The 20756-nt window shown below is 67.4% G+C and carries 18 protein-coding genes and 1 other RNA gene; 12 read left to right on the top strand and 7 right to left on the bottom strand.

Annotated features, from left to right (window positions below; all coding sequences use genetic code 11):
* Position 1 precedes the first annotated feature (1 nt).
* On the top strand, positions 2-1555 hold the full coding sequence (locus tag H977_RS36140) for an FAD-dependent oxidoreductase (RefSeq protein WP_029108713.1): 1554 nt from the start codon (positions 2-4) through the stop codon (positions 1553-1555).
* A gap of 36 nt (positions 1556-1591) precedes the next feature.
* Entirely contained in the window at positions 1592-2881 is a 1290-nt protein-coding gene (locus H977_RS0115550) for a 13E12 repeat family protein (protein WP_029108714.1), read from the top strand.
* A gap of 7 nt (positions 2882-2888) precedes the next feature.
* Here H977_RS0115550 and H977_RS0115555 read toward each other — a convergent pair whose 3' ends face one another.
* Both H977_RS0115555 and H977_RS0115560 read right to left on the bottom strand, forming a co-directional pair.
* Complete coding sequence (locus H977_RS0115555) at positions 2889-3308, bottom strand: VOC family protein (protein WP_029108715.1); 420 nt, start codon at positions 3306-3308, stop codon at positions 2889-2891.
* A 9-nt stretch (positions 3309-3317) separates the two neighbouring features.
* Complete coding sequence (locus tag H977_RS0115560; protein WP_029108716.1) at positions 3318-3770, bottom strand: helix-turn-helix transcriptional regulator; 453 nt, start codon at positions 3768-3770, stop codon at positions 3318-3320.
* Between the two features lie 29 nt (positions 3771-3799).
* On the opposite strand from H977_RS0115560, the gene rnpB reads away from it, so the two are divergent.
* An RNA gene (gene rnpB, locus H977_RS34475) (RNase P RNA component class A) lies at positions 3800-4201 on the top strand.
* An 8-nt stretch (positions 4202-4209) separates the two neighbouring features.
* Here rnpB and H977_RS0115565 read toward each other — a convergent pair.
* Positions 4210-5706: a CYTH and CHAD domain-containing protein gene (locus tag H977_RS0115565; RefSeq protein WP_029108717.1), complete on the bottom strand. Its 1497-nt coding sequence runs from the start codon at positions 5704-5706 to the stop codon at positions 4210-4212.
* A 153-nt stretch (positions 5707-5859) separates the two neighbouring features.
* Here H977_RS0115565 and H977_RS0115570 point away from each other — a divergent pair, with 153 nt between their 5' ends.
* Together H977_RS0115570 and H977_RS0115575 are read left to right on the top strand one after the other, a co-directional pair.
* Complete coding sequence (locus H977_RS0115570) at positions 5860-6558, top strand: TetR/AcrR family transcriptional regulator (RefSeq protein ID WP_036476159.1); 699 nt, start codon at positions 5860-5862, stop codon at positions 6556-6558.
* Positions 6559-6568: 10 nt separating this feature from the next.
* Entirely contained in the window at positions 6569-7354 is a 786-nt protein-coding gene (locus tag H977_RS0115575; RefSeq protein ID WP_029108719.1) for an enoyl-CoA hydratase/isomerase family protein, read from the top strand.
* Positions 7355-7420: 66 nt separating this feature from the next.
* Here H977_RS0115575 and panB read toward each other — a convergent pair whose 3' ends face one another.
* Positions 7421-8278 carry a 3-methyl-2-oxobutanoate hydroxymethyltransferase gene (gene panB, locus H977_RS0115580; RefSeq protein WP_029108720.1) on the bottom strand — a complete coding sequence of 286 codons (858 nt, stop codon included), beginning with the start codon at positions 8276-8278 and terminating at the stop codon, positions 7421-7423.
* Between the two features lie 156 nt (positions 8279-8434).
* Between panB and H977_RS0115585 the strand changes: the two genes are divergently transcribed.
* The 7 genes from H977_RS0115585 (at position 8435) to H977_RS0115615 (ending at position 19031) form a co-directional block, all read left to right on the top strand.
* On the top strand, positions 8435-9826 hold the full coding sequence (locus H977_RS0115585) for a WS/DGAT/MGAT family O-acyltransferase (RefSeq protein WP_029108721.1): 1392 nt from the start codon (positions 8435-8437) through the stop codon (positions 9824-9826).
* Positions 9827-9891: 65 nt separating this feature from the next.
* Positions 9892-11406 carry an alpha/beta hydrolase gene (locus tag H977_RS0115590; RefSeq protein ID WP_196808253.1) on the top strand — a complete coding sequence of 505 codons (1515 nt, stop codon included), beginning with the start codon at positions 9892-9894 and terminating at the stop codon, positions 11404-11406.
* An 88-nt stretch (positions 11407-11494) separates the two neighbouring features.
* A complete protein-coding gene (locus H977_RS0115595; protein WP_029108723.1) occupies positions 11495-13018 on the top strand; it encodes an alpha/beta hydrolase in 1524 nt (507 codons plus the stop codon).
* 51 nt (positions 13019-13069) lie between these two features.
* Positions 13070-14410: a glutamine synthetase family protein gene (locus H977_RS0115600; RefSeq protein ID WP_029108724.1), complete on the top strand. Its 1341-nt coding sequence runs from the start codon at positions 13070-13072 to the stop codon at positions 14408-14410.
* 37 nt (positions 14411-14447) lie between these two features.
* A complete protein-coding gene (locus tag H977_RS0115605; protein ID WP_155946668.1) occupies positions 14448-17450 on the top strand; it encodes a bifunctional [glutamine synthetase] adenylyltransferase/[glutamine synthetase]-adenylyl-L-tyrosine phosphorylase in 3003 nt (1000 codons plus the stop codon).
* A 97-nt stretch (positions 17451-17547) separates the two neighbouring features.
* Positions 17548-18177 carry a PaaI family thioesterase gene (locus H977_RS0115610; RefSeq protein WP_029108726.1) on the top strand — a complete coding sequence of 210 codons (630 nt, stop codon included), beginning with the start codon at positions 17548-17550 and terminating at the stop codon, positions 18175-18177.
* On the top strand, positions 18174-19031 hold the full coding sequence (locus H977_RS0115615) for a TIGR03619 family F420-dependent LLM class oxidoreductase (protein WP_029108727.1): 858 nt from the start codon (positions 18174-18176) through the stop codon (positions 19029-19031). The genes H977_RS0115610 and H977_RS0115615 overlap by 4 nt, the downstream gene beginning before the upstream one ends.
* Here H977_RS0115615 and H977_RS0115620 read toward each other — a convergent pair.
* From H977_RS0115620 to dtd, 3 genes are all read right to left on the bottom strand, one after another.
* Positions 19028-19774, bottom strand: coding sequence for a class I SAM-dependent methyltransferase (locus tag H977_RS0115620; RefSeq protein WP_051288886.1), 747 nt, complete (start codon positions 19772-19774; stop codon positions 19028-19030). The genes H977_RS0115615 and H977_RS0115620 overlap by 4 nt on opposite strands.
* A gap of 97 nt (positions 19775-19871) precedes the next feature.
* The gene (locus tag H977_RS0115625; RefSeq protein WP_029108729.1) at positions 19872-20282 is read right to left on the bottom strand and encodes a DoxX family protein; all 411 of its coding nucleotides are present in this window, start codon (positions 20280-20282) and stop codon (positions 19872-19874) included.
* A gap of 31 nt (positions 20283-20313) precedes the next feature.
* A complete protein-coding gene (gene dtd, locus H977_RS0115630; protein WP_029108730.1) occupies positions 20314-20745 on the bottom strand; it encodes a D-aminoacyl-tRNA deacylase in 432 nt (143 codons plus the stop codon).
* Positions 20746-20756 lie beyond the last annotated feature (11 nt).

The raw sequence follows: 20756 nt of genomic DNA on the forward strand, positions 1-20756 counted from the left end.
CATGGAAAAAGTTTGGGATTGCGTCATCGTCGGCGGCGGGGCAGCCGGACTGAGCGCGGCGCTGGTACTGGGCCGGGCCCGGCGGCAGGTGCTGCTCGTCGACGCGGGGAATCAGAGCAACCTGGCCGCCCACGGGATCGGTGGCCTGTTGGGCAGCGACGGCCGTCCGCCCGCCGACCTCTACGCGGCCGGCCGTGCGGAGTTGGCCGCCTATCCCACCGTGCAGGTGCGCACCGGTGAGGTGGTTCGCGGCGAGCCGGGATTCGTCCTCGAACTGGCCGACGGCACCCGCGAACATGCCAGGACAGTGCTGCTGGCCACCGGCATGGAGTATCGGGCGCCCAAGATCGCCGGCATTGAAGAGCTTTGGGGCAGTTCGGTTTTCCATTGTCCGTTCTGTCACGGCTGGGAGATGCGCGATGCGCCGGTCGCAGTGATCGCGCAGGGTGACCGCGCCGTGCACTCGGCGTTGATGATGCGAGGCTGGACCGACGACCTGGTGGTACTCACCAACGGGGACAGCGGTCTGGACGAGGCACAGGTGAAGCAGTTGGACGTCGCAGGAATCGGTGTGGACGAACGCTCGATCGCCCAATTCGTCTCGCACGACGGTGAACTGGTGGCGGTGGAGTTCGCCGACGGCGCTCGTCTGGAGCGGCGCGGCGCGCTCGTCGCCAGCACTCTGCACCAGCGCTCACCGCTGGCAGCGCAACTCGGCGCGGTCTCGGCACCGGGGCCGATCGCTGCCGACGCCCTCGTTGTCGACGCATTCGCGCGTACCTCGGTGCCAGGACTGTTCGCCGCCGGCGACCTGAGTGCCCAGATGCCGCAGGTGGCCGCGGCCGTCGCGTCGGGCAGCCAGGCCGGCGCCGCCGTCGTACAGCACTTGCTCGGCGAGGACGTCGGTCTCCCGGTGCCACCGTGGCCCAACCAGACGGCGGTCACCGCCCAGTACTGGGAACGCCATTACGGGCAGCGCGGCCGCATCTGGAGCGGACGGGTCAACGCCCAGCTGGCGAAGATCGCCGCCGACCTGCCCGCCGGAACCGCGCTGGATCTCGGCTGCGGCGAGGGTGGCGACGCCGTCTGGCTGGCCGAACACGGATGGCAGGTGACTGCGGTGGACGTGTCGGACACCGCGCTCGCCCGGGCCGCCGGGGAGGCGAAGGATCGGGGAGTTGCCGATCGCATCACGTTCGAACGCCATGACCTCTCTGAGAGCCTCCCGGAAGGCCGCTTCGACCTGGTCTCGGCTCAGTTCCTGCAGTCGCCGATCGCCATGGACCGCGCCGTGCTGCTGCGTCGTGCCGCCGGCGCGGTGGACGACGGCGGTCTGCTGGTCATCGTCGACCACGGGGCCGCGCCGCCCTGGGCGCCCGAGCATGTCCGGAAGTTCGAATTTCCCACTGCCGAGAGCGTCGTGGACTCACTGAACCTCGATGACGCGCAATGGGAACGGATCCGGGTGGGCACCGACGAGCGGGAGGCAACGGGGCCCGACGGGCAGCCTGGCACGCTGATCGACAACGTGATGGTGCTGCGGCGTCGGGGCTGAATCAACCTGTCATACCCCTGTGGCATAGTCGCAAGTATGTTCGATATGGCGGCGTTGGCGCAGGTCAATCGGCATGCTGACGAGGCCGAGTTGCATCGGCGTATCGAGGAACTCGAGCGGGCCAAGTCGGCAGCGGCCGCCGGTCAGGCCCGGTGCGCGGCCTTGTTGGACGAGAAGCGGCGGGCCGACGAGGCGGCGGCGCGGATGCCGAAGGCCAAGCGAGGTCGTGGTGTGGCCTCGGAGATCGCGCTGGCCCGTCACGATTCACCGACGTGTGGAAGTCGGCATCTCGGCTTCGCCAAGGCGTTGGTGTACGAGATGCCGCACACGCTGGCCGCCCTGGAGTCGGGTGTGCTGTCGGAATGGCGGGCGACCCTGATCGTGCGGGAGTCGGCGTGCCTGACGGTCGAGGATCGCCGGGCGCTGGATGCCGAGATGTGCGGCGATGTCACGAAGCTCGACGGTCTGGGTGACAAGCGGATCGAGGCGGAGGCCAAGAAGATTGCCTACCGGCTGGACCCGCAGGCCATCGTCGATCGGGCGGCCAAGGCGCCAGAGGATCGAAATGTATGGATCCGGCCGGCGCCCGACTGCATGGCGCGACTGACGGTGTTGTTGCCGATGCAGAAGGGCGTCGGGGTCTATGCGACGCTCAGGCGGACGGCCGATACGACGTACGACGGCCGGACCCGCGGCCAGGTGATGGCCGACACGGTTGCGGAGCGGGTGACGGGCCGCCCCGCCGACGCGCCGGAACCGGTGGAAGTCAACCTGGTGCTTTCCGACCAGACCCTGCTGGCGGACGACGAGAGTCCGGCAGTGGTCGAAGGCTACGGGCCCGTGCCGGCGGCGGTGGCCCGCAACCTGGTCAGTAATGCGGTGGCCGATGAGCGTTCGCGGGCGACGTTACGGCGGCTCTACCGGCACCCGGTATCCGGCGCCCTGGCGGCGATGGAGTCGCGCTCGCGGCTGTTCCCCAAGGCGCTCGCCAAGTTCATCGGATTGCGGGATCAGACCTGCAGAACTCCCTACTGCGACGCGCAGATTCGTCACCACGACCACGCCCAACCCCACGCCGGCGGTGGCCCGACCAGTGCGCTCAACGGTCTCGGGGAGTGCGAACGCTGCAATTACGTCAAAGAGTCACCCGGGTGGACGGTGACGACGAGTGACGAGAACGGTTTCCACACAGCCGAATTCGTCACCCCGACCGGGGCGGTCTACCGCTCGACCGCCCCGCCGCCACCCGGGCGGGCCGAAATATACGAGAGCGTGACCGAGCTACAGGTCGCCATCGAGTTCGCGCGATGCGCGGCCGCGGCTTAGTCGTGGCTCAGTCGGTGCGCTGGGTCAACCGGATGCTGTTGCCCGACGGGTCGCGGAAGCCGGAGTCGATACCGTAGGGCATCTGGTTCGGCGGCTCGGTGAACTCGACACCGCGCGCGGTCAGCTCCTCGTAGCTCTTCTGGCAGTCGTCGGTGGTCAGAAACACGGTGCCGGCGAAGCCTTTTGCGGTCAGATCCTGGACCTGCTTGCGCGTCTGCTCGTCCATCACCGGATCGCCGGGAACCGCCATCAGCACGATGCCGACGTCGTCCTGTCCGGGCGGGCCGACCGTGACCCAACGGAACGCGCCCATCTCCTCGGGGAACGAAACGTCTTCGCGCACTTCCATTCCGACCTTCTCGGTCCAGAATTTCAGCGCGACATCCTGATCGTGAACCCACAGGTGCGTGTATGCGATTTTCATCATGGTCCGACGCTACGTTCGGTTCGGCCCGGCCGTCTTCTCCGTTTGTGCTGTCTTGGCCCGGCCGGCATGGGGACGCCGCGTGTCACGGGCCAGAATGCAGCTGGGCACCGGCGCCCGGAGCATGGCCGGCGGCAGACTCGCACGGTAAGCCGCCGGTGGCTTGCCGTAGACCCGGGCGAAACTCGTGGTGAAGGAGCCGACGCTCTGCAAGCCGACCATCACACAGATGTCGGCGACCGAGCGATCGGTGTTGCGCAACAGTGCAGCGGCACGCTCCAGGCGCCGGCTCTGGAGATAGGCCCGTGGGGACTCACCGAAGGTGCGGGTGAACATCCGGCTGAAATGCGCACGGGACAAACCGGCCGCCAACGCGAGGTCGTCGACGGTGATCGGATCCGCGTAGCGGGCGTCCGCGAGATCCTTCGCGCGGAGCAAATATCGTGCCGGTGGCACCTGAGCCATGCGATTGAGGGTACGGTGATCAGCGCGAACGAGTTGGCCGGGCGGCCGCGGCACCGGTGGAAACCGGGGTCGAGGAAAGTCCGGACTTCACAGAGCGGGGTGATTGCTAACGGCAATCCGAGGTAACTCGCGGGAAAGTGCCACAGAAAACAGACCGCCACCTGAGTCCTTGCGGCCAGGGGGTAAGGGTGAAACGGTGCGGTAAGAGCGCACCAGCACCCCGGGTGACCGGGGTGGCTAGGCAAACCCCACCCGAAGCAAGGCCAAGAAGGCCGCAACCTGGTTGCGGCCGCGCAGGCGTCCGAGGGTTGCTCGCCCGAGCCTGCGGGTAGGCCGCTCGAGGCACCCGGCGACGGTGTGTCCAGATGGATGGTCGCCGCCTTGCCCTCCGGGGTGAGGGACAGAATCCGGCTTACAGGCCAGCTCGTTCGCCCCAGCCCTAATGAGCTTTTCGAACCGCCTTGTCCAGCTTCTTGAGTGCGTCCTGCAACGACGCCCGGCTGCGCTGGGCCAGGTCGTCCTCCTGTTGAAAGAGCAGCCCGTAGGTGAACGTGTCCTCGCCGGCGGCATGCGCGGCGTCGGCCTGGGTGCTCAGGTGCGCCTTGCTCACCACACTGTCTTGGTGCTCGCCCAGCAACGTCTGAATGGTCTTCGCCCGGTCGGATACCTTGTCGGCTCCGGTGGCCGCCGCGGTATACCGAAGACGCTTGGCGCCCTTACGGATTCGATGCAACGCCTCATCCTTCTCCTCGGCGCTGACATCGTCCGCCGCCACAGCCGCGGCGTTCTTGGCGGCCTTGCGAACCCGCTTGTACGCGGCGTCGATGTTCACCGAAGACGTTGACCCGTCGGCGGATTCCGGCTGCTCGGCGCTGACCAACTCCTCGAGTGCGTCCAGCAGCCGAAAATAGCGTTGCGAGCGCATCGCCAACAAGGACCGTCGCCACCCCGCGGTGTAGCGACGGTTGGCGCCCTCGACCAATCGCTGGCGCACCGGTCCGCGCACCAGGTCGGCAGGCATCTCGTCGAGTGCGCGCTGATACCGCTCGGCCAGTACCTCGGCGTCACGTGCCACACCCAAGACCGCGGCCAGTGCACGCAGCTCATCGAGCACCCAGCCGTCGTCGTCCAGACCGAAGGCGTCCTTGGACTCCTGCAGCAGACTGCGGATCTTGCGGGTGATCACCCGCATCTGATGCACCGAGTCGTAGGCATCCGCGCGTACCGCACGGTCCCACACCAGAAGGGCCTCGACCTGCTCGGCGATGGCCCGGTGCACCGGGTCGGCCGGGGGAGTAGGCGCTGGGGCCGCATCCGTGCCGAGTACCTTGGCCAGCTTCGAACCATGCCCGGCCGGAACCGCCCCGGCATCCGCCAGTCGGTTCGACAGCCGCTCCATCAAGTCGTCGGGCAGATCGGCGGTGAGCAGTTCCAGCTCCCACTCCCGCCAACTCTGTTGTTCCGCTTCCTGGCCGGTGGCCGACGCGGACACCCGGTCGTCGCAGAACTCGGCGAGGGCGACGCCGTCGGCGCCGTGCAGCACCTGCACATTGCGCGCTGTGCTGATCCTGGCCACCGGTGAGAGCGGACGGTCCCGCACGATGGCGAGAACGATGTCCCGAAGATCCTCGGGCACGGTGTCGGTAGCTGTGCCCAGCGGCATGCGGACTTCGGTGCGCGTGTCGACGCCGGCCGGAAGCTTCAGGTGCCAGCCCGCATCAGAGCCGCCCGTGCGGCGCCGCAACGTGATGCGGTGCGCCGCGAGGTCGCGACTCGGGGTGTCGAAATACACCGCGTCCAGGTGCTGGGTTTCCGCGCGGACCACGTCGGCAACGGCCGACAGTCCCTCGAACGACGGTGAGACGGTGTTCTCGGTGACCGCGAACTTCCGCTCGATTTCGGTGTACCTCGCGGTTTTGGGCTTGCCGGGGGCCATAGTCACCTTCGCTGTGCACCAGATCGGATGGCACCAGCGTGCCACATCCGGGTGGCCGCCACGACCGGTGCCATGGTCACAGCAGCGTCAAGACTCGGCGCCCTCGTCAGCGTGCTGCACACCGCCACCCGGTCGTCTCCTAGTGTTGCTGGTATGGGTGCTGAGTCGAATGCGGTGAACCCCGCCGCGGGACGCGGACGCCCACGGCTGGAGCGGCCGCGCCGCCCCGGCACGACCGCCCGCGAACAGATTCTCGATGCCGCCGCCGAGCTGTTCACCACCCACGGGTACGCCAGCACCTCGACCCGGCGCATCGCCGACGAAGTCGGGGTGCGCCAGGCCTCGCTGTATCACCATTTCGCCACCAAGGACGACATTCTCGACGCGTTGCTGGCCGGCACCGTCGACGATGCCCTGCGACTGGGAGCCGAGCTGCTCGAGAGCACGGGCCCGGCCGCACTGCACCTGCACACACTCGCGGTCGCCGATGCCCATCAGTTGTGCACCGGCCCGTGGAATCTGGGTGCCCTGTACCTGCTTCCCGAGCTGCGCACCGACCGGTTCGAACCGTTCCGGCGCCGACGCGCCGAACTGCGCGAGGTCTACCGGCGGCTCTCGGAGGCGGTGATCGCCGAGTGCGCCGGCCCGCCCGACGCCGCGGACCTTCCGTTCCGGCTGGTCGAATCGGTGGTCAACAGCCGCTCCGACGACGTCGACCCCACGCCGGCACAACCTTGGGTGATCGGAGAGGGCGCATTGCGGATCCTCGGATTCGACGGCGACTTCGGACCGCTGGTGAGTGCGACCGCCGCCGCACTGGGGCTGCGGCCGCCCCAAACGCCGGCCCGCTAGAGTTCGGGCCGTGACCGAGCCCACCTATGAAGCCATCGCATTCGAGCAGTCCGGCGCCGTCGCGCAGATCACGCTGAACCGACCGGACGCCGCGAACGGCATGAACGACACCATGACTCGCGAACTGGCCGACGCCGCCCGGCGGTGCGACACGCCCGCGATCAAGGCCGTGGTGCTGACCGGTGCCGGCCGATTCTTCTGCGCAGGCGGCGATCTGAAAACCTTCGCCACCGCGCCCGACCGCGGCCGCTTCATCAAGGGTGTTGCCGACGACCTGCACCAGGCCATCTCCTCGTTCGCCCGCATGGATGCCGTGGTGATCACCGCGGTCAACGGCACCGCCGCCGGCGCCGGTTTCAGCCTGGCCGTGGCAGGCGACCTGGTCCTCGCCGCCGAATCGGCCAGCTTCACCATGGCCTACACCAAGGTGGGCCTGAGCCCCGATGGCAGCGCGTCCTACCACCTGCCGCGGCTGGTCGGGCTGCGCCGGGCCCAAGAACTCATCCTGACCAACCGCACGCTCTCGGCCGCCGAGGCGCAGGACTGGGGGCTGGTCACCGAGGTGCTCGCGGGCGATGAATTGCAGGCCCGCGCCACCAAACTGGCCGAGCAGGTGGCCGCGGGTTCCGGCGGATCCAACGGCGCGGTCAAGTCGCTGCTGGTGTCGTCGTTCAAGAACAGCCTGGAAGAGCAGATGGCGGCCGAAGCCCGGTTCATCGCCGAGCGAGCCAACTCGGCCGACGGCCGCGAGGGCGTGGACGCGTTCCTCGCCAAGCGCCGGGCCGAATTCGCCTGACGAGCAGACACAAAACTGCCCCATTTCACTGTGAAATGGGGCAGTTTGCGTCTGCTCGCGGGGAAATCAGTAGCTGTGCTCCTCGGCCGGGAACACGCCGGACGCCACGTCGTCGGCGTACTGCGCTGCCGCGCGGTGCAGTTCGCCGCCGACGTCACCGAACCGCTTGACGAACTTGGCCGTCTTGCCGCTGGTGAGCCCCGCCATGTCCTGCCAGACCAGCACCTGGGCGTCGCAGTTGGGCCCGGCGCCGATGCCGACCGTGGGGATGGTCAGCTTGCCGGTGATCTGGGTGGCCAACTCGGCGGGCACCATCTCCAGCACCACCGCGATCGCTCCGGCTTCTTGCACGGCGATCGCGTCGTGGATGGTCTGCTCGGCGGCGTCTCCGCGGCCCTGGACGCGGAATCCGCCCAGTCCGTTGACACTCTGCGGAGTGAATCCGATGTGCGCGACCACCGGGATGCCGGCCGCCGACAGCGTCGCGATCTGCTCGGCCACCCGCTCACCGCCTTCGAGCTTGATCGCCTGCGCACCCGTTTCCTTCATGAAGCGGGTGGCCGTCGCAAGGGCTTGCTGGGGGCTGGATTCGTAGCTGCCGAACGGCAGATCGGCGACGACGAGGGCGTGCTGTGCACCCTTGACCACCGCGCGAGCCAACGGAATCAGCTCATCAATGGTGATCGGCACGGTCGTGTCATACCCATAGACCACGTTTGCCGCCGAATCGCCGACGAGCAGCACGGGAATCCCGGCGTCGTCGAAAACCCGCGCGCTGGAGTAGTCGTAACAGGTGAGCATCGCCCACTTGTGACCTTCGGACTTCCATTTCTGCAGGGTGAGCGTCCGGACCTTGGTGCGCGGCTTGGAGGCCACGGACTCACCGGCGGAATCGGAGGCACCATAAACAGACTGTTCAGACATCATCGTCCTTTGGGTGGTCGTTTCGATCCTCGAGGCCGCGTCGCGGTCCCCGGGTTCGGCTGACATGACAAGTCTGCCACTGCGGCCGACGCAGGCAAAAGCAGGGTTTGAGTGGATTTCCTCACAGTTTCAGGTCCGCGTCCTACCATCAGCGGCATGCAAAGGCTCAGCGGACTCGACGCCAGCTTCCTCTACCTCGAAACCGCCGCGCAGCCCATGCACGTGTGCTCGGTGCTCGAACTGGACACCTCGACGATGCCCGGCGGATACACCTTCGACCGGATGCGTGACGCACTCTCGTTGGCCATCAAGGCGATGCCGCAATTCCGGGAGAAGCTGGCCGACAGCCGGTTCAACCTCGATCATCCGGTGTGGGTGGAAGACAAGGACTTTGACGTCAACCGGCACCTGCACCGGATCGGCCTGCCCGCTCCCGGCGGGCGGACCGAACTGTCCGAGATCTGCGGCCACATCGCCTCGCTGCCGTTGGACCGGAGCCGGCCGCTGTGGGAGATGTGGGTCATCGAGAACGTGGCGGGCACCGATGCCCACGACGGTGGCCGCCTGGCGCTGATGACGAAGATCCACCACGCCGGGGTCGATGGGGTGACCGGAGCCAACCTGATGTCGCAGTTGTGCACCACCGAAGCCGACGCACCGCCACCGGATGCGGTCGACGGTGTCGGCGGTGCCACCCCCGCCGAGATCGCCATCAGCGGGGCACTGAGGTTCGCCGCCCGGCCGCTCAAGCTGGCCAATGTCCTGCCCACCACCGCCAACACGATCATCGACACCGTGCGCCGGGCCGTGAGCGGCCAGGCCATGGCAGCCCCGTTCAACGCGCCGAAAACCGCGTTCAACACCAACATCACCGGTCACCGCAGCGTCGCATTCGCCCAGTTGGACCTCGAGGACATCAAAACCGTCAAGAACCACTTCGGCGTCAAGGTCAACGATGTGGTGATGGCGCTGGTGTCCGGCGTACTCCGTACGTTCTTGAACGACCGCGGGGAACTGCCGGAAAGTTCCCTGGTCGCGATGGTGCCCGTATCGGTGCACGACCGGTCGGACCGGCCCGGGCGCAACCAGGTATCGGGGATGTTCTCCAAGCTCGAAACCCACATCGACGATCCGGCCAAGCGGCTGCTGGCCATCGCCGCATCGAATTCCGTTGCCAAGCAACATAGTTCGGCGATCGGTGCGACGCTGCTGCAGGACTGGACGCAGTTCGCCGCGCCTGCGGTGTTCGGCGCCGCGATGCGGGTTTACGCGGCCAGCCGGCTGTCCGGGGCCAAACCCGTCCACAATCTCGTCATCTCCAACGTGCCCGGGCCCCAGGAGCCGCTGTACCTGCTGGGCTGCGAGGTCAAGGCCATGTACCCGCTTGGCCCGATATTCCACGGGTCGGGCCTCAACATCACCGTGATGTCGCTGACCGGCATGCTCGACGTCGGGATCCTGTCCTGCCCGGAATTGCTGCCTGACCTCTGGGATATGGCCGACGATTTCCACGTCGCGCTCGGCGAACTCCTCGCCGCTACCCGATAGTCTGCCTGCGCGTCGTGACCGGGCGCGGCCTGCGGCGATGTCGCGTCATGGCAGCATGGTCAGCCATGAAGTTCAGGATGAGGGTCGGCGCGCTGCTGGCGGTGACGGCGGTAGCCGCAGCGGGCTGCACCCAGGTGGTCGACGGGCAAGCCAAGATCGCGGTCCCGCGGCCCGGCACGCCGGTGCAATGGCTGCCGTGCAACGCCGGCTCGGGCGATCACGTGCAGATCCCCGACAACGCCGAATGCGGGATGCTCTCGGTGCCGGTCGACTACTCCAAGCCAGAAGGCGAAGTCGCCCGCCTGGCGATGATCCGCTTCCCCGCAGCGGGCCAGAAGATCGGCTCGCTGGTGATCAACCCCGGCGGCCCCGGCGAGTCCGGGGTCGATTCCGCCGTCTCCCTGTTGTCGGGCCTGCCGCAATCGGTCAAGGACCGCTTCGACATCGTCGGATTCGATCCGCGCGGGGTCGGATCCTCGACGCCCGCGGTGTGGTGCAACTCCGACGACGACAACGACCGGCTGCGTGCGGATCCGACGGTCGAATACACGCCCGAAGGTGTCGAACACCTGGAGAAGGAAACCAAGGATTTCGTCCAGCGCTGCGTCGACAAGATGGGCACCGAGTTCCTGGAGAACGTGGGCACCGAGAATGTCGCCAGGGATCTGGACGCGATCAGGACCGCACTCGGCGACGACAAGCTGACCTACCTGGGTTACTCCTACGGCACCCGGATCGGCGCGACCTACGCCGAGCAGTTCCCGGAGAAGGTCCGGGCGATGATCCTCGACGGTGCCGTCGACCCCAACGCGGATCCGGTGGAAGAGGACATCCGTCAGGCCGCGGCGTTCCAGAAGGCGTTCGACGACTATGCCGCCGACTGCGCCAAGAATGCCGACTGCCCGCTGGGAACCGATCCGGCCAAGGCTGTCGATGTGTACAAGAGCCTGGTCGACCCGTTGGTCGAGCATCCGGCCAAGACGCGGGACGCCCGCGGGCTGAGCTACAGCGACGCGACCGTGGGCACCATCCTGCCGTTGTACTCGCCGAATCTGTGGCGACACCTGACCGACGGTCTGAAGGGCCTGAAAGACGGCAACGGCGACGTGATGCTGGCGCTCGCGGACCTCTACATGGGGCGGGATGCCAAGGGCCACTACAACAATTCGACCGATGTGCGCGTCGCCGTCAACTGCGTGGACAAGCCCGCCATCACCGACCGGGCCACCGTCGTCGAGGAGGATCGCCGTGCCCGCGAGGTGGCGCCGTTCATGAGCTACGGCGAGTTCACCGGGCACGCGCCGCTGGGCACCTGCGCGTTCTGGCCGGTGCCGCCGACCAGTAAGCCCCACGAGATCTCGGTGAAGGGCCTGCCCCCGACCCTGGTCGTCTCGACCACCAACGACCCGGCCACCCCGTACCAGGCTGGTGTCGACCTGGCCCGTCAGCTCGGCGGCACGCTGGTGACCTTCGAGGGCACCCAGCACACCGTGGTGTTCCAGGGCAACAAGTGCATCGACGACATCGCGGCCACCTACCTCGTCGACGTCACCGTGCCGCCGCCCGGGACCCGCTGCTGACCGATTCGGCCGGTAAGGTCACCGGATGGTCTCCGGCCGATCTCTGGTCGGCCTCAGGCACAGACCCGGTGCCGGCCGCCGTGCGACCATGACTGCCGTGTGGTGGGCGGGCGGGGCGATGCGCGTTATGGCGGCGGCGCTCCTCGGCGCAACCGCAGTGGTGTGCCCGATCGCCGCACCTGCCGCACGAGCCGCGCCGGAATCGGGGCCGGTATGGGGAAGTTGCGCCCCGTGGGTGCAAGATCCGGCCGCGATCCCGACCGCGCAATGCGGCACGGTCGCGGTGCCCGTCCAATGGGATTCGCCGGATCCCCAAGGCGCGCAAGCACAATTGGCGGTCATTCGGATACCGGCGACCGGCAACCGGATCGGTGCCCTGTTCATCAATCCCGGTGGTCCCGGTGCCTCGGCGGTGGACACCGTCGCCGGCATGGGGGCCGCGCTGGCAGGCTCGCCCCTCACCGAACATTTCGATCTGGTCGGGTTCGATCCGCGGGGAGTCGGGCATTCCACCCCGGAATTGCGCTGCCGCACCGACGCCGAGATCGACGCCTACCGCCGTGAGCCGATGGCCGATTACAGCCCAGCCGGGGTGGCCCACATCGAAGACCTTTACCGCCAGTTCGCCCAACAATGCCTCGATCGCATGGGCGCACCGTTTCTGGCCAACGTCGGCACCGCCTCCGCGGTACGGGACATGGATGCCGTTCGGGCTGCGCTGGGGGAGGAGCAGATCAACTACCTGGGCTTCTCCTACGGCACCGAGCTCGGCGGCGCGTACGCCGAAAAGTTCGGCGACCGGGTGCGCACCATGGTGCTCGACGGGGCCGTCGACCCCAGCCAAGATCCGATCACCAAGAACATCCGCCAGCTCGCGGGCTTTCAGAAGGCATTCGACACCTACGCCGCGGACTGCGCGAAATCGACCGACTGCCCCGTCGGCACCGATCCCGCCCAGTTCGTCAGCCGCTTCCAGCGACTGATCGATCCGTTGGTGACGGCACCGGCCGCCACCTCGGACCCGCGCGGCCTCGGCTACGCCGACGCGATCACCGGAACCGGCAATGCCCTCTATTCGGCCCGCTACTGGCCGTATCTGACCAGTGGGCTGCTCGGGCTGACGCGCGGCACTGACGCCGGTGACCTGTTGTTGCTCGCCGACGACTACTGGCACCGCGACAACTCAGGGCACTACAAGAACCTGCAGGACGCGTTCACCGCGATCCGCTGCGTCGACACGCCGTTTCCCACCGATCCGGCGGTCTGGGCGGACGCCGATAGGCAGCTGCGCACCGTGGCCCCGTTCATGTCCTACGGCGAGTTCACCGGATACGCGCCCCGCGACATCTGTGCGCTGTGGCCCGTCCCTGCGACATCGTCGCCTCACGCGATCACCGGTCCCGGACCGGGCAAGGTCGTGGTCGTGTCCACCACCGGAGACCCCGCAACGCCGTATCAGGCCGGCGTGGACCTGGCCCGCCAAATGGACGCGGCGCTGATCTCTTTCACCGGCACTCAACACACCGTGGTCTTCAACGGGGACGCCTGCGTGGACACCGCCGTGCTGGGTTTCTTCGTCAACCAGACCTCGCCCGGCAACCTCTCCTGCTAACTCTTCCAGGGCCGTAACACAGAATTAACAGCCGATGCATACGCTGCGCTCATGGACCGCCAGAAGGAATTCGTGCTGCGCACCCTGGAGGAACGCGATATCCGGTTCGTTCGGTTGTGGTTCACCGACGTCCTCGGTTACCTGAAATCGGTAGCGATCGCACCCGCCGAACTCGAAGGCGCCTTCGAGGAGGGCATCGGTTTCGACGGATCCTCGATCGAAGGATTCGCTCGTGTCTCGGAATCGGACACCGTGGCCCGGCCCGACCCGTCCACGTTCCAGGTGCTGCCCTGGACCACCAGTGCCGGCAAGCACTACTCGGCACGCATGTTCTGCGACATCACCATGCCCGACGGCTCACCGTCGTGGGCCGACTCGCGCCACGTGCTGCGTCGCCAGCTGGCCAAGGCCAGCGACCTCGGCTTCACCTGCTACGTGCATCCGGAGATCGAGTTCTTCCTGATGCAGCCCGGCCCCGACGACGGATCGGTGCCCGTGCCGGCTGACAACAGCGGCTACTTCGACCAGGCAGTGCACGATTCGGCGCCCAACTTCCGCCGCCACGCCATCGAGGCGCTGGAGCAGATGGGCATCTCGGTGGAGTTCAGCCACCACGAGGGCGCGCCCGGCCAGCAGGAGATCGACCTGCGCTACGCCGACGCACTGTCGATGGCGGACAACGTGATGACCTTCCGCTACCTGGTCAAGGAAGTCGCGCTGGCCGACGGCGTGCGCGCATCGTTCATGCCCAAGCCGTTCGCCGAACATCCCGGCTCGGCGATGCACACCCACATGAGCCTGTTCGAAGGCGACACCAACGCCTTCCACAGCCCCGACGACCCGCTACAGCTGTCCGATGTGGCCAAGTCCTTCATCGCAGGCATCCTGGAGCACGCCAGCGAGATCAGCGCGGTCACCAACCAGTGGGTGAACTCCTACAAGCGGCTTGTGCACGGCGGCGAAGCGCCCACCGCGGCCTCGTGGGGTGCGGCCAACCGCTCGGCGCTGGTGCGCGTTCCGATGTACACCCCGCGCAAGGCATCGTCGCGGCGCGTCGAGGTGCGCAGCCCCGACTCGGCATGCAACCCGTACCTGACCTTCGCGGTGCTGCTGGCCGCCGGCCTGCGCGGTGTCGAGAAGGGTTACGTGCTGGGCCCGCAGGCCGAGGACAACGTCTGGAGCCTGACGGCCGAAGAGCGGCGTGCCATGGGATACCGCGAACTGCCGACCAGCCTGGGCAACGCGCTGGAGGCCATGGAGAACTCCGAACTCGTCGCGGAAGCGTTGGGGGAGCACGTATTCGACTACTTCCTGCGCAACAAGCGCGCCGAGTGGGAGAACTACCGCAGCCACGTCACCCCCTACGAGCTGAAGACCTACCTGTCGCTGTAGCGTCGGCGCCGGTGCCGGCGACTCGTGCGCTACCGTCGTGAACGTGCCCAAGCCTGCAACCGATCGCCCGAAACTGCCCAGCGTCGGTCGGCTCGGTCTGGTGCATCCCCAGGCGTCGGCCCACCTGGAGCAGCTCGGCTGGAACACCGAGGCGCATGTCGAACTCCTGTGGTCGCTGTCGCGTGCACCCGACGCCGACATCGCGCTGCTTGCCATGGTCCGGCTGGCCGACGCCCTGGGCGCCAGCGCGGACGAACTGAACCGTCAGCTGCTCATCGACCGGGCACTGCGGGGCCGCCTGTTCGGGATACTGGGATCCTCCCTGGCTCTCGGTGATCACCTCATCGCCCACCCGCAGTCTTGGCACTTGCTGGCCGGCAGCGTCGTACTGCCCGGCGTCGAGGAGCTGCACCGTGTCTTCACCGCCGCTGCCCGCGAGGCCGAGATCGACAGGGGCGCAAGCAGTGCCGTGCCCGCACTGCGGGACCTCTACCGCGACCGGCTGTTGGTCCTCGGCGCGCTCGACGTGGCCTCCACCGTGGAGAACGAGCCGGTGCTGCCGTTCGTCGAGGTGGCCGCGCACCTGTCCGACCTCGCCGACGCCGCGCTGGGTGCGGCCCTGACGGTCGCCACCCGGGTCGTGTGCGAGGACGGGATCGAACCCCGGCTGGCAGTCATCGCCATGGGCAAATGCGGTGCGCGCGAGCTCAATTACGTCAGCGACGTCGACGTCATCTTCGTCGGGGAGCCCGTCACGGACGGCGACGGCGACGACAACCTGGCCACCGCCACGCGAGTCGCCGGCGAGATGATGCAGTTCGCCGGCGAGGCCTTCTTCGAGGTCGACGCCGCGCTGCGCCCGGAAGGGAAACGCGGCCAACTGGTCCGGACACTCGAATCCCACATCGCCTACTACCAGCGCTGGGCCAAAACCTGGGAGTTCCAAGCCCTGCTCAAGGCGCGGCCCGCCGCGGGCGATCCGGAACTCGGAAAGGCCTACATCGAGGCCCTGATGCCCATGGTCTGGACAGCGTGCGAGCGTGAGGATTTCGTATCCGAAGTGCAGGCCATGCGTCGGCGCGTCGAGGAACTCGTCCCGGCGGGGGTGCGGGCCCGCGAACTCAAATTGGGTACCGGTGGCCTGCGCGATGTCGAATTCGCCGTCCAGCTCCTGCAATTGGTGCACGGACGCAATGACGACCTGTTGCATGTGGCGTCCACGGTCGACGCGCTGACCGCGCTCGGTGAGGGCGGATACATCGGGCGGGACGACACCGCCAACATGACCGCCTCCTACGAATTCCTGCGCCTGCTCGAGCACCGGCTGCAGTTACAGCGGCTAAAGCGCACCCACATGCTGCCCGACGACAGCGACGACGAGGCCTACCGTTGGCTGGCGCGGGCGGCGCACGTGCGCCCCGACGGCCGCCACGACGCCCAGGGCGTGCTGCGCGAAGAACTCAAACGGCAGAGCATGCGGGTGTCACGGCTGCACGCCAAGCTGTTCTACCAGCCGCTACTGGAATCGGTGGGCCAGCCGGCGGTGGGCATCGGTGCCGGGATGAGCACCGAGGCGGCCGAACGTCAGCTTGCCGCACTGGGTTACGAGGGGCCGCAGAGCGCGTTGACCCACCTGGCAGCGCTCACCGGTCAGAGCGGACGCCGCGGCCGCGTGCAGCAGGTGCTGCTGCCGACCCTGCTGGACTGGCTGTCCGACACCCCCGATCCCGACGCCGGCCTGCTGGCCTACCGCCGGATCAGCGAGGAGCTGGGCGAGCAGCGCTGGTATCTGTCGACCCTGCGCGACGAGGGGGCGGTGGCCAAACGGTTGATGCGGGTGCTCGGCACCTCGGCCTACATTCCGGAACTGCTGATGCGCGCCCCTGAGGTGATCCAGCTGTACGCCGACGGTCCCAACGGGCCCAAACTGCTCGACGGGGATCCCGACAGTGTGGCGCGCTCTCTGGTGGCCTCGGCCGGCCGGCATCCCGACCCGGTGCGTGGTATCGCGGCCGCCCGCACGCTGCGCCGACGGGAACTGGCCCGCATCGCCTCGGCCGACGTGCTGGGCCTGCTCGACGTCACCGACGTCTGCAAGGCGCTGACCTCGGTATGGGCCGCGGTGCTGCAGGCCGCGCTGGACGCGATCATCAGGGCCAATACCCCCGAATCCGGTGTGCCCGCACGCATCGCGGTGATCGGCATGGGTCGGCTCGGCGGTGGCGAGCTGGGGTACGGCTCCGACGCCGACGTGATGTTCGTCTGCGATCCGGCTTCCGGTGTCGAGGAATCGGTGGCCGTGCGGTGGTCGGTCAGCATCGCCGAACAGGTACGGGCGCTGCTGGGCACACCGAGCGCGGACCCGCCGCTGGAGGTCGACACCGGGCTGCGCCCCGAGGGCCGCAACGGGCCGCTGGTGCGCACCCTGGCCTCATATGCCGCCTACTACGCACAGTGGGCGCAGCCGTGGGAGATCCAGGCGCTGCTGCGGGCACACCGGGTGGCCGGCGATGTGGAACTCGGCGAACGGTTTCTGCTCATGGCCGACAAGACCCGTTACCCCTCCGGCGGGGTATCGGCGGAGGCCGTCCAGGAGATCCGCCGGATCAAGGCCCGGGTGGATGCCGAACGTCTGCCCCGCGGCGCGGATCCCAACACCCACACCAAGCTGGGCCGCGGCGGGCTGGCCGACATCGAGTGGACCGTGCAGCTGCTGCAATTGCGCTACGCACACGATCTGCCTGCGCTGCACAACACCTCGACATTGCAGACCCTCGACGCGATCGGCGCGGCAGAACTGGTGCCCGAGAGCGACGTCGAGTTGTTGCGCGATGCCTGGCTGACGGCCACGCGGGCGCGCAACGCCCTGGTGCTCGTACGCGGCAAACCGACCGATCAGTTGCCCGGGCCGGGCCGTCAGCTCAATGCGGTCGCGCTGGCAGCCGGCTGGGGGAGCGACGACGGCGGGGAGTTCCTGGACAACTATCTGCGGGTGACGCGTCGGGCGAAGGGTGTGGTCCGGAAGATTTTCGGCGGCTGAGCCGCCAATGGATGAAGCGGCAAGTAGTGCCCCGCGTGCAGGACGTCGCAGTGGGTGGTGTTAATAAGGGCGTATAACCAATTCACTGGGAGTCCGGATGAAGCACACGTTCGACGTCATCACCGCGGCCGAGCACGATCGGCTCGAAGCACTCTATGAGCCGTTCGCCCGGGCGATGCGCGAACTCGTGGACGCCGGCGTGCGCACCGAGGTGGACCCGCAGACCATCTCCGAGGCCACCGCGGCCGTCGAGGCCGTCACCGCCTCGCTGCGCCGCGAGCAGCGCGACGGGCCGCAGGCCATGCTGCATGCCGAGACCAACCGCCCGGTGGTGTGGGCCAATCCGGTCGTCGGACTGCGCAACGCCCTGGCCCCGCCGCTGGTGATCGAACATGCCGAAGACGGCAGCTGTTGGAGTGAATTCGTCCTGGGCGCAGCCTATGAAGGTCCGCTGGGCTGGGTGCACGGCGGCATCTGCGCGTTGGTGCTCGACCACATTCTCGGCGAGGTCGCCAGCGGCGGACTGAACGAGCCGCGCTACACCGGAACCATCACGTGCCGTTATCGCCGAGGCACGCCACTGGGGCCGTTGCGCGCCGAGGCCTACATCGACCGGACCGAAGGTGTGAAAACCTTTGCGCGGGGCCATATCAGCGACGCCGACGGGATCACCGTCGAAGCCGAGGGCGTCTTCATCACGCCGGCGTGGGCCCGGGATGCCGGATGAAGTTCTACGTGAGCATGGCCTTCATGGATACCCGTGAGGCCGTCGAAGTGGCCAGGGCCGCAGACGATCTGGGCTATGACGGCATGGGCATCCCGGATCACGTGGTGAACCTTGAGACACTGCGGACGCCGTATCCGTACACCAAGGACGGCAAGCGGCGATGGGAGGCGTTCACCGACTGGCCCGACCCGTGGGTGATGATCGGGGCGCTGGCGCTGGTCACCACCCGCCTGAAATTCGTCACCACGGTCTACCTGCCCGCGATGCGCAACCCGTACTCGGCCGCGAAAGCCATTGGCACGGCGGCCTATCTGGCCGGCGGACGGCTGGAACTCGGCGTCGGGGTCGGCTGGTGCGAGGACGAATTCGAGCTGCTCGGTCAGCAGTTCGCGCGACGCGGCAAGCGCACCGACGAGATGCTCGCTCTGATGCAGAAGCTGTGGGAGCCCGGCTGGACCGAGTTCGACGGCGAGTTCTACACCACGCCACGCCTCGAGATGGAGCCCACACCGCCACCGATCCCGATCTACGTCGGCGGACTGTCCGACATCGCGCTGCGTCGTGCGGCGCGGCACGACGGCTGGATCGGCGATCTGATCTCCACCGAGGCTGCCTTGCAGCGGGTCGGCAGGTTACGTGAGCTGCGCGCCGAAAAGGGGTTGACGATGGATGATTTCACCATCATCACCCCGCTGACCGACGCCTTCACTCCTGAGCATTACGCGCGTGCCGAGGCCGGCGGTATCCACGGGATCATCACCATGCCGTGGATGTTCTACAGCGGCCCCGACGCCACGCTGGCCCAGAAGATCGACGGGATGAAGCGGTTCCGCAAAGATCTGGCACTGGACTAATTGGCCGCCTCTGGTTCGCCGGCCGAAGCGTAGCCGACCCAGCCGCGAAAGGTGAACCCCGCATAGAACTGGCGGATATCGGTGAACCCTGCGTCTCGTAGCACCTGCACGTCCTCGTCGGGCGTGAGGATGTGCAGCTGCGCATCGATGGCGGCGAGCCCGGTGGCGATGGTCGCGGCATCGATGCCTCCTGCTCTCGCGAAAGCCGCATATCTGGACAGCCACAACTGACGCTCATCATCGCTTTGGTACGGAAAACTGAAGTGCGCGACGACGAACGGGGCCCGGGGCCGTAGGCGCTCGCGCACTTGTTCAGCGGTTCGCCTCCGCTCGTCCGGGTCGAGAAACTGCAGTGTCAGGAGGCTTGTCGCCCCGTCGAAGGGGCCGGCGGGGGCATCGTCGACATAGCCCTCGTGGAGCCGGACCCGCGACAGCAGCGGACCCAGCGTTTCCTCTGCCAGCCGAAGCATCTCGCGGGCGGGGTCGACGCCGTCGAATGTCCAACCGGAGTGCGTCTGTGCGAACGTTCTCAGCTCCAGTCCGCCGCCGGCGCCGAGCACCAGTACCTTTCCGTCGTCGGGTACGTGCTCAGCCAGCAAGATGGTCGCCATGCGCTGCATGGCGTCATAGCCGGGCACCACGCGTGGTGGTCGGTCGGTATACGTCCCAACGGAACTCGGATCGGTGAACGCTTTGGGCAACGAATTCACGGCGCGATCTCCCCACGGTGGCCTGACGTCCATGACTTCATGATCGCGACGCCTCGACAGACCGGCAAGGAAATTTGCCGATGGGGCAAGAGCCGGCGTTTCCGGTCAGGAATCCACCGATACGGAACCGCTAGCGTTTACTGCGCGCTGTATCCAATGCGTAAGCACCGCCACCGATTGCGGCCAGCAGCAGGAATCCGAAGCAGTACAGGACGGCGAGCTCGCCACCGTTCTCTATCGGCAGCAGGGCATTTGGCTGATGCTGGGTGAAGTAGGCGAACGCCATCTGGCCCGACGCGATGAACGCGGCGATGCGGGTGAACAGCCCGACCATGATGAGTAGGCCGAGCACCAACTCCAGGACTCCGGCGTACCAGTACGGCCAGGTACCGACCGGCACGGCACCGCTTCCCGAATCGACGGGCCAGGCGAAGAGTTTCGATGCGCCGTGGATGGTGAACAAGAAACCGAACACGACACGGAACAGACTGATGGCGGCAGGCGAGAGCGAGGCGAGCCGGGTGTCCAGATTGGTCGTCATAGGCAGACAATACGCGTCGCCCGCAGGAAACTCACAGCTCGAGAAGCACCGTTACCGGTCCGTCATTGACCAGTTCCACCTGCATTGCCGCACCGAAAACCCCCGTTTGGACAACCGCGCCCAACCGCTTGAGCGCCTCGGTGAATTCGGTCACGAGCGGCTCGGCGACCGGTCCTGGTGCCGCGGCGTTCCAGGACGGCCTGCGGCCCTTGGCGATGTTTGCGTAGAGGGTGAACTGGCTGATCACCAGGATCGGGGCCGCGACGTCGGCGGCCGAGCGCTCGTCATCGAGTATCCGCAACTGCCAGAGCTTTTCAGCCATTCGCCGCGCCTTGTCGGCGTCGTCGTCATGGGTCACCCCGACCAGCGCGAGCAACCCCTGCGGATTGGGCTCGATCGCACCGACGACTTCGCCGTCGACCGTCACCCGAGCAGACGTCACCCGCTGCACCAGTACTCGCATCGGTCCATTGT

Origin of the sequence: Mycobacterium sp. URHD0025, assembly GCF_000426065.1 — a bacterium.
Classification (GTDB): Bacteria; Actinomycetota; Actinomycetes; order Mycobacteriales; family Mycobacteriaceae; genus Mycobacterium.

Coding starts and splice junctions, on each gene's coding strand:
- H977_RS36140 (WP_029108713.1), top strand. CDS start 2: ATGGAAAAAGTTTGGGATTGCGTCATCGTCGGCGGCGGGGCAGCCGGA.
- H977_RS0115550 (WP_029108714.1), top strand. CDS start 1,592: ATGTTCGATATGGCGGCGTTGGCGCAGGTCAATCGGCATGCTGACGAG.
- H977_RS0115555 (WP_029108715.1), bottom strand. CDS start 3,308: ATGATGAAAATCGCATACACGCACCTGTGGGTTCACGATCAGGATGTC.
- H977_RS0115560 (WP_029108716.1), bottom strand. CDS start 3,770: ATGGCTCAGGTGCCACCGGCACGATATTTGCTCCGCGCGAAGGATCTC.
- H977_RS0115565 (WP_029108717.1), bottom strand. CDS start 5,706: ATGGCCCCCGGCAAGCCCAAAACCGCGAGGTACACCGAAATCGAGCGG.
- H977_RS0115570 (WP_036476159.1), top strand. CDS start 5,860: ATGGGTGCTGAGTCGAATGCGGTGAACCCCGCCGCGGGACGCGGACGC.
- panB (WP_029108720.1), bottom strand. CDS start 8,278: ATGTCTGAACAGTCTGTTTATGGTGCCTCCGATTCCGCCGGTGAGTCC.
- H977_RS0115585 (WP_029108721.1), top strand. CDS start 8,435: ATGCAAAGGCTCAGCGGACTCGACGCCAGCTTCCTCTACCTCGAAACC.
- H977_RS0115590 (WP_196808253.1), top strand. CDS start 9,892: ATGAAGTTCAGGATGAGGGTCGGCGCGCTGCTGGCGGTGACGGCGGTA.
- H977_RS0115595 (WP_029108723.1), top strand. CDS start 11,495: ATGACTGCCGTGTGGTGGGCGGGCGGGGCGATGCGCGTTATGGCGGCG.
- H977_RS0115600 (WP_029108724.1), top strand. CDS start 13,070: ATGGACCGCCAGAAGGAATTCGTGCTGCGCACCCTGGAGGAACGCGAT.
- H977_RS0115610 (WP_029108726.1), top strand. CDS start 17,548: ATGAAGCACACGTTCGACGTCATCACCGCGGCCGAGCACGATCGGCTC.
- H977_RS0115615 (WP_029108727.1), top strand. CDS start 18,174: ATGAAGTTCTACGTGAGCATGGCCTTCATGGATACCCGTGAGGCCGTC.
- H977_RS0115620 (WP_051288886.1), bottom strand. CDS start 19,774: ATGGACGTCAGGCCACCGTGGGGAGATCGCGCCGTGAATTCGTTGCCC.
- H977_RS0115625 (WP_029108729.1), bottom strand. CDS start 20,282: ATGACGACCAATCTGGACACCCGGCTCGCCTCGCTCTCGCCTGCCGCC.
- dtd (WP_029108730.1), bottom strand. CDS start 20,745: ATGCGAGTACTGGTGCAGCGGGTGACGTCTGCTCGGGTGACGGTCGAC.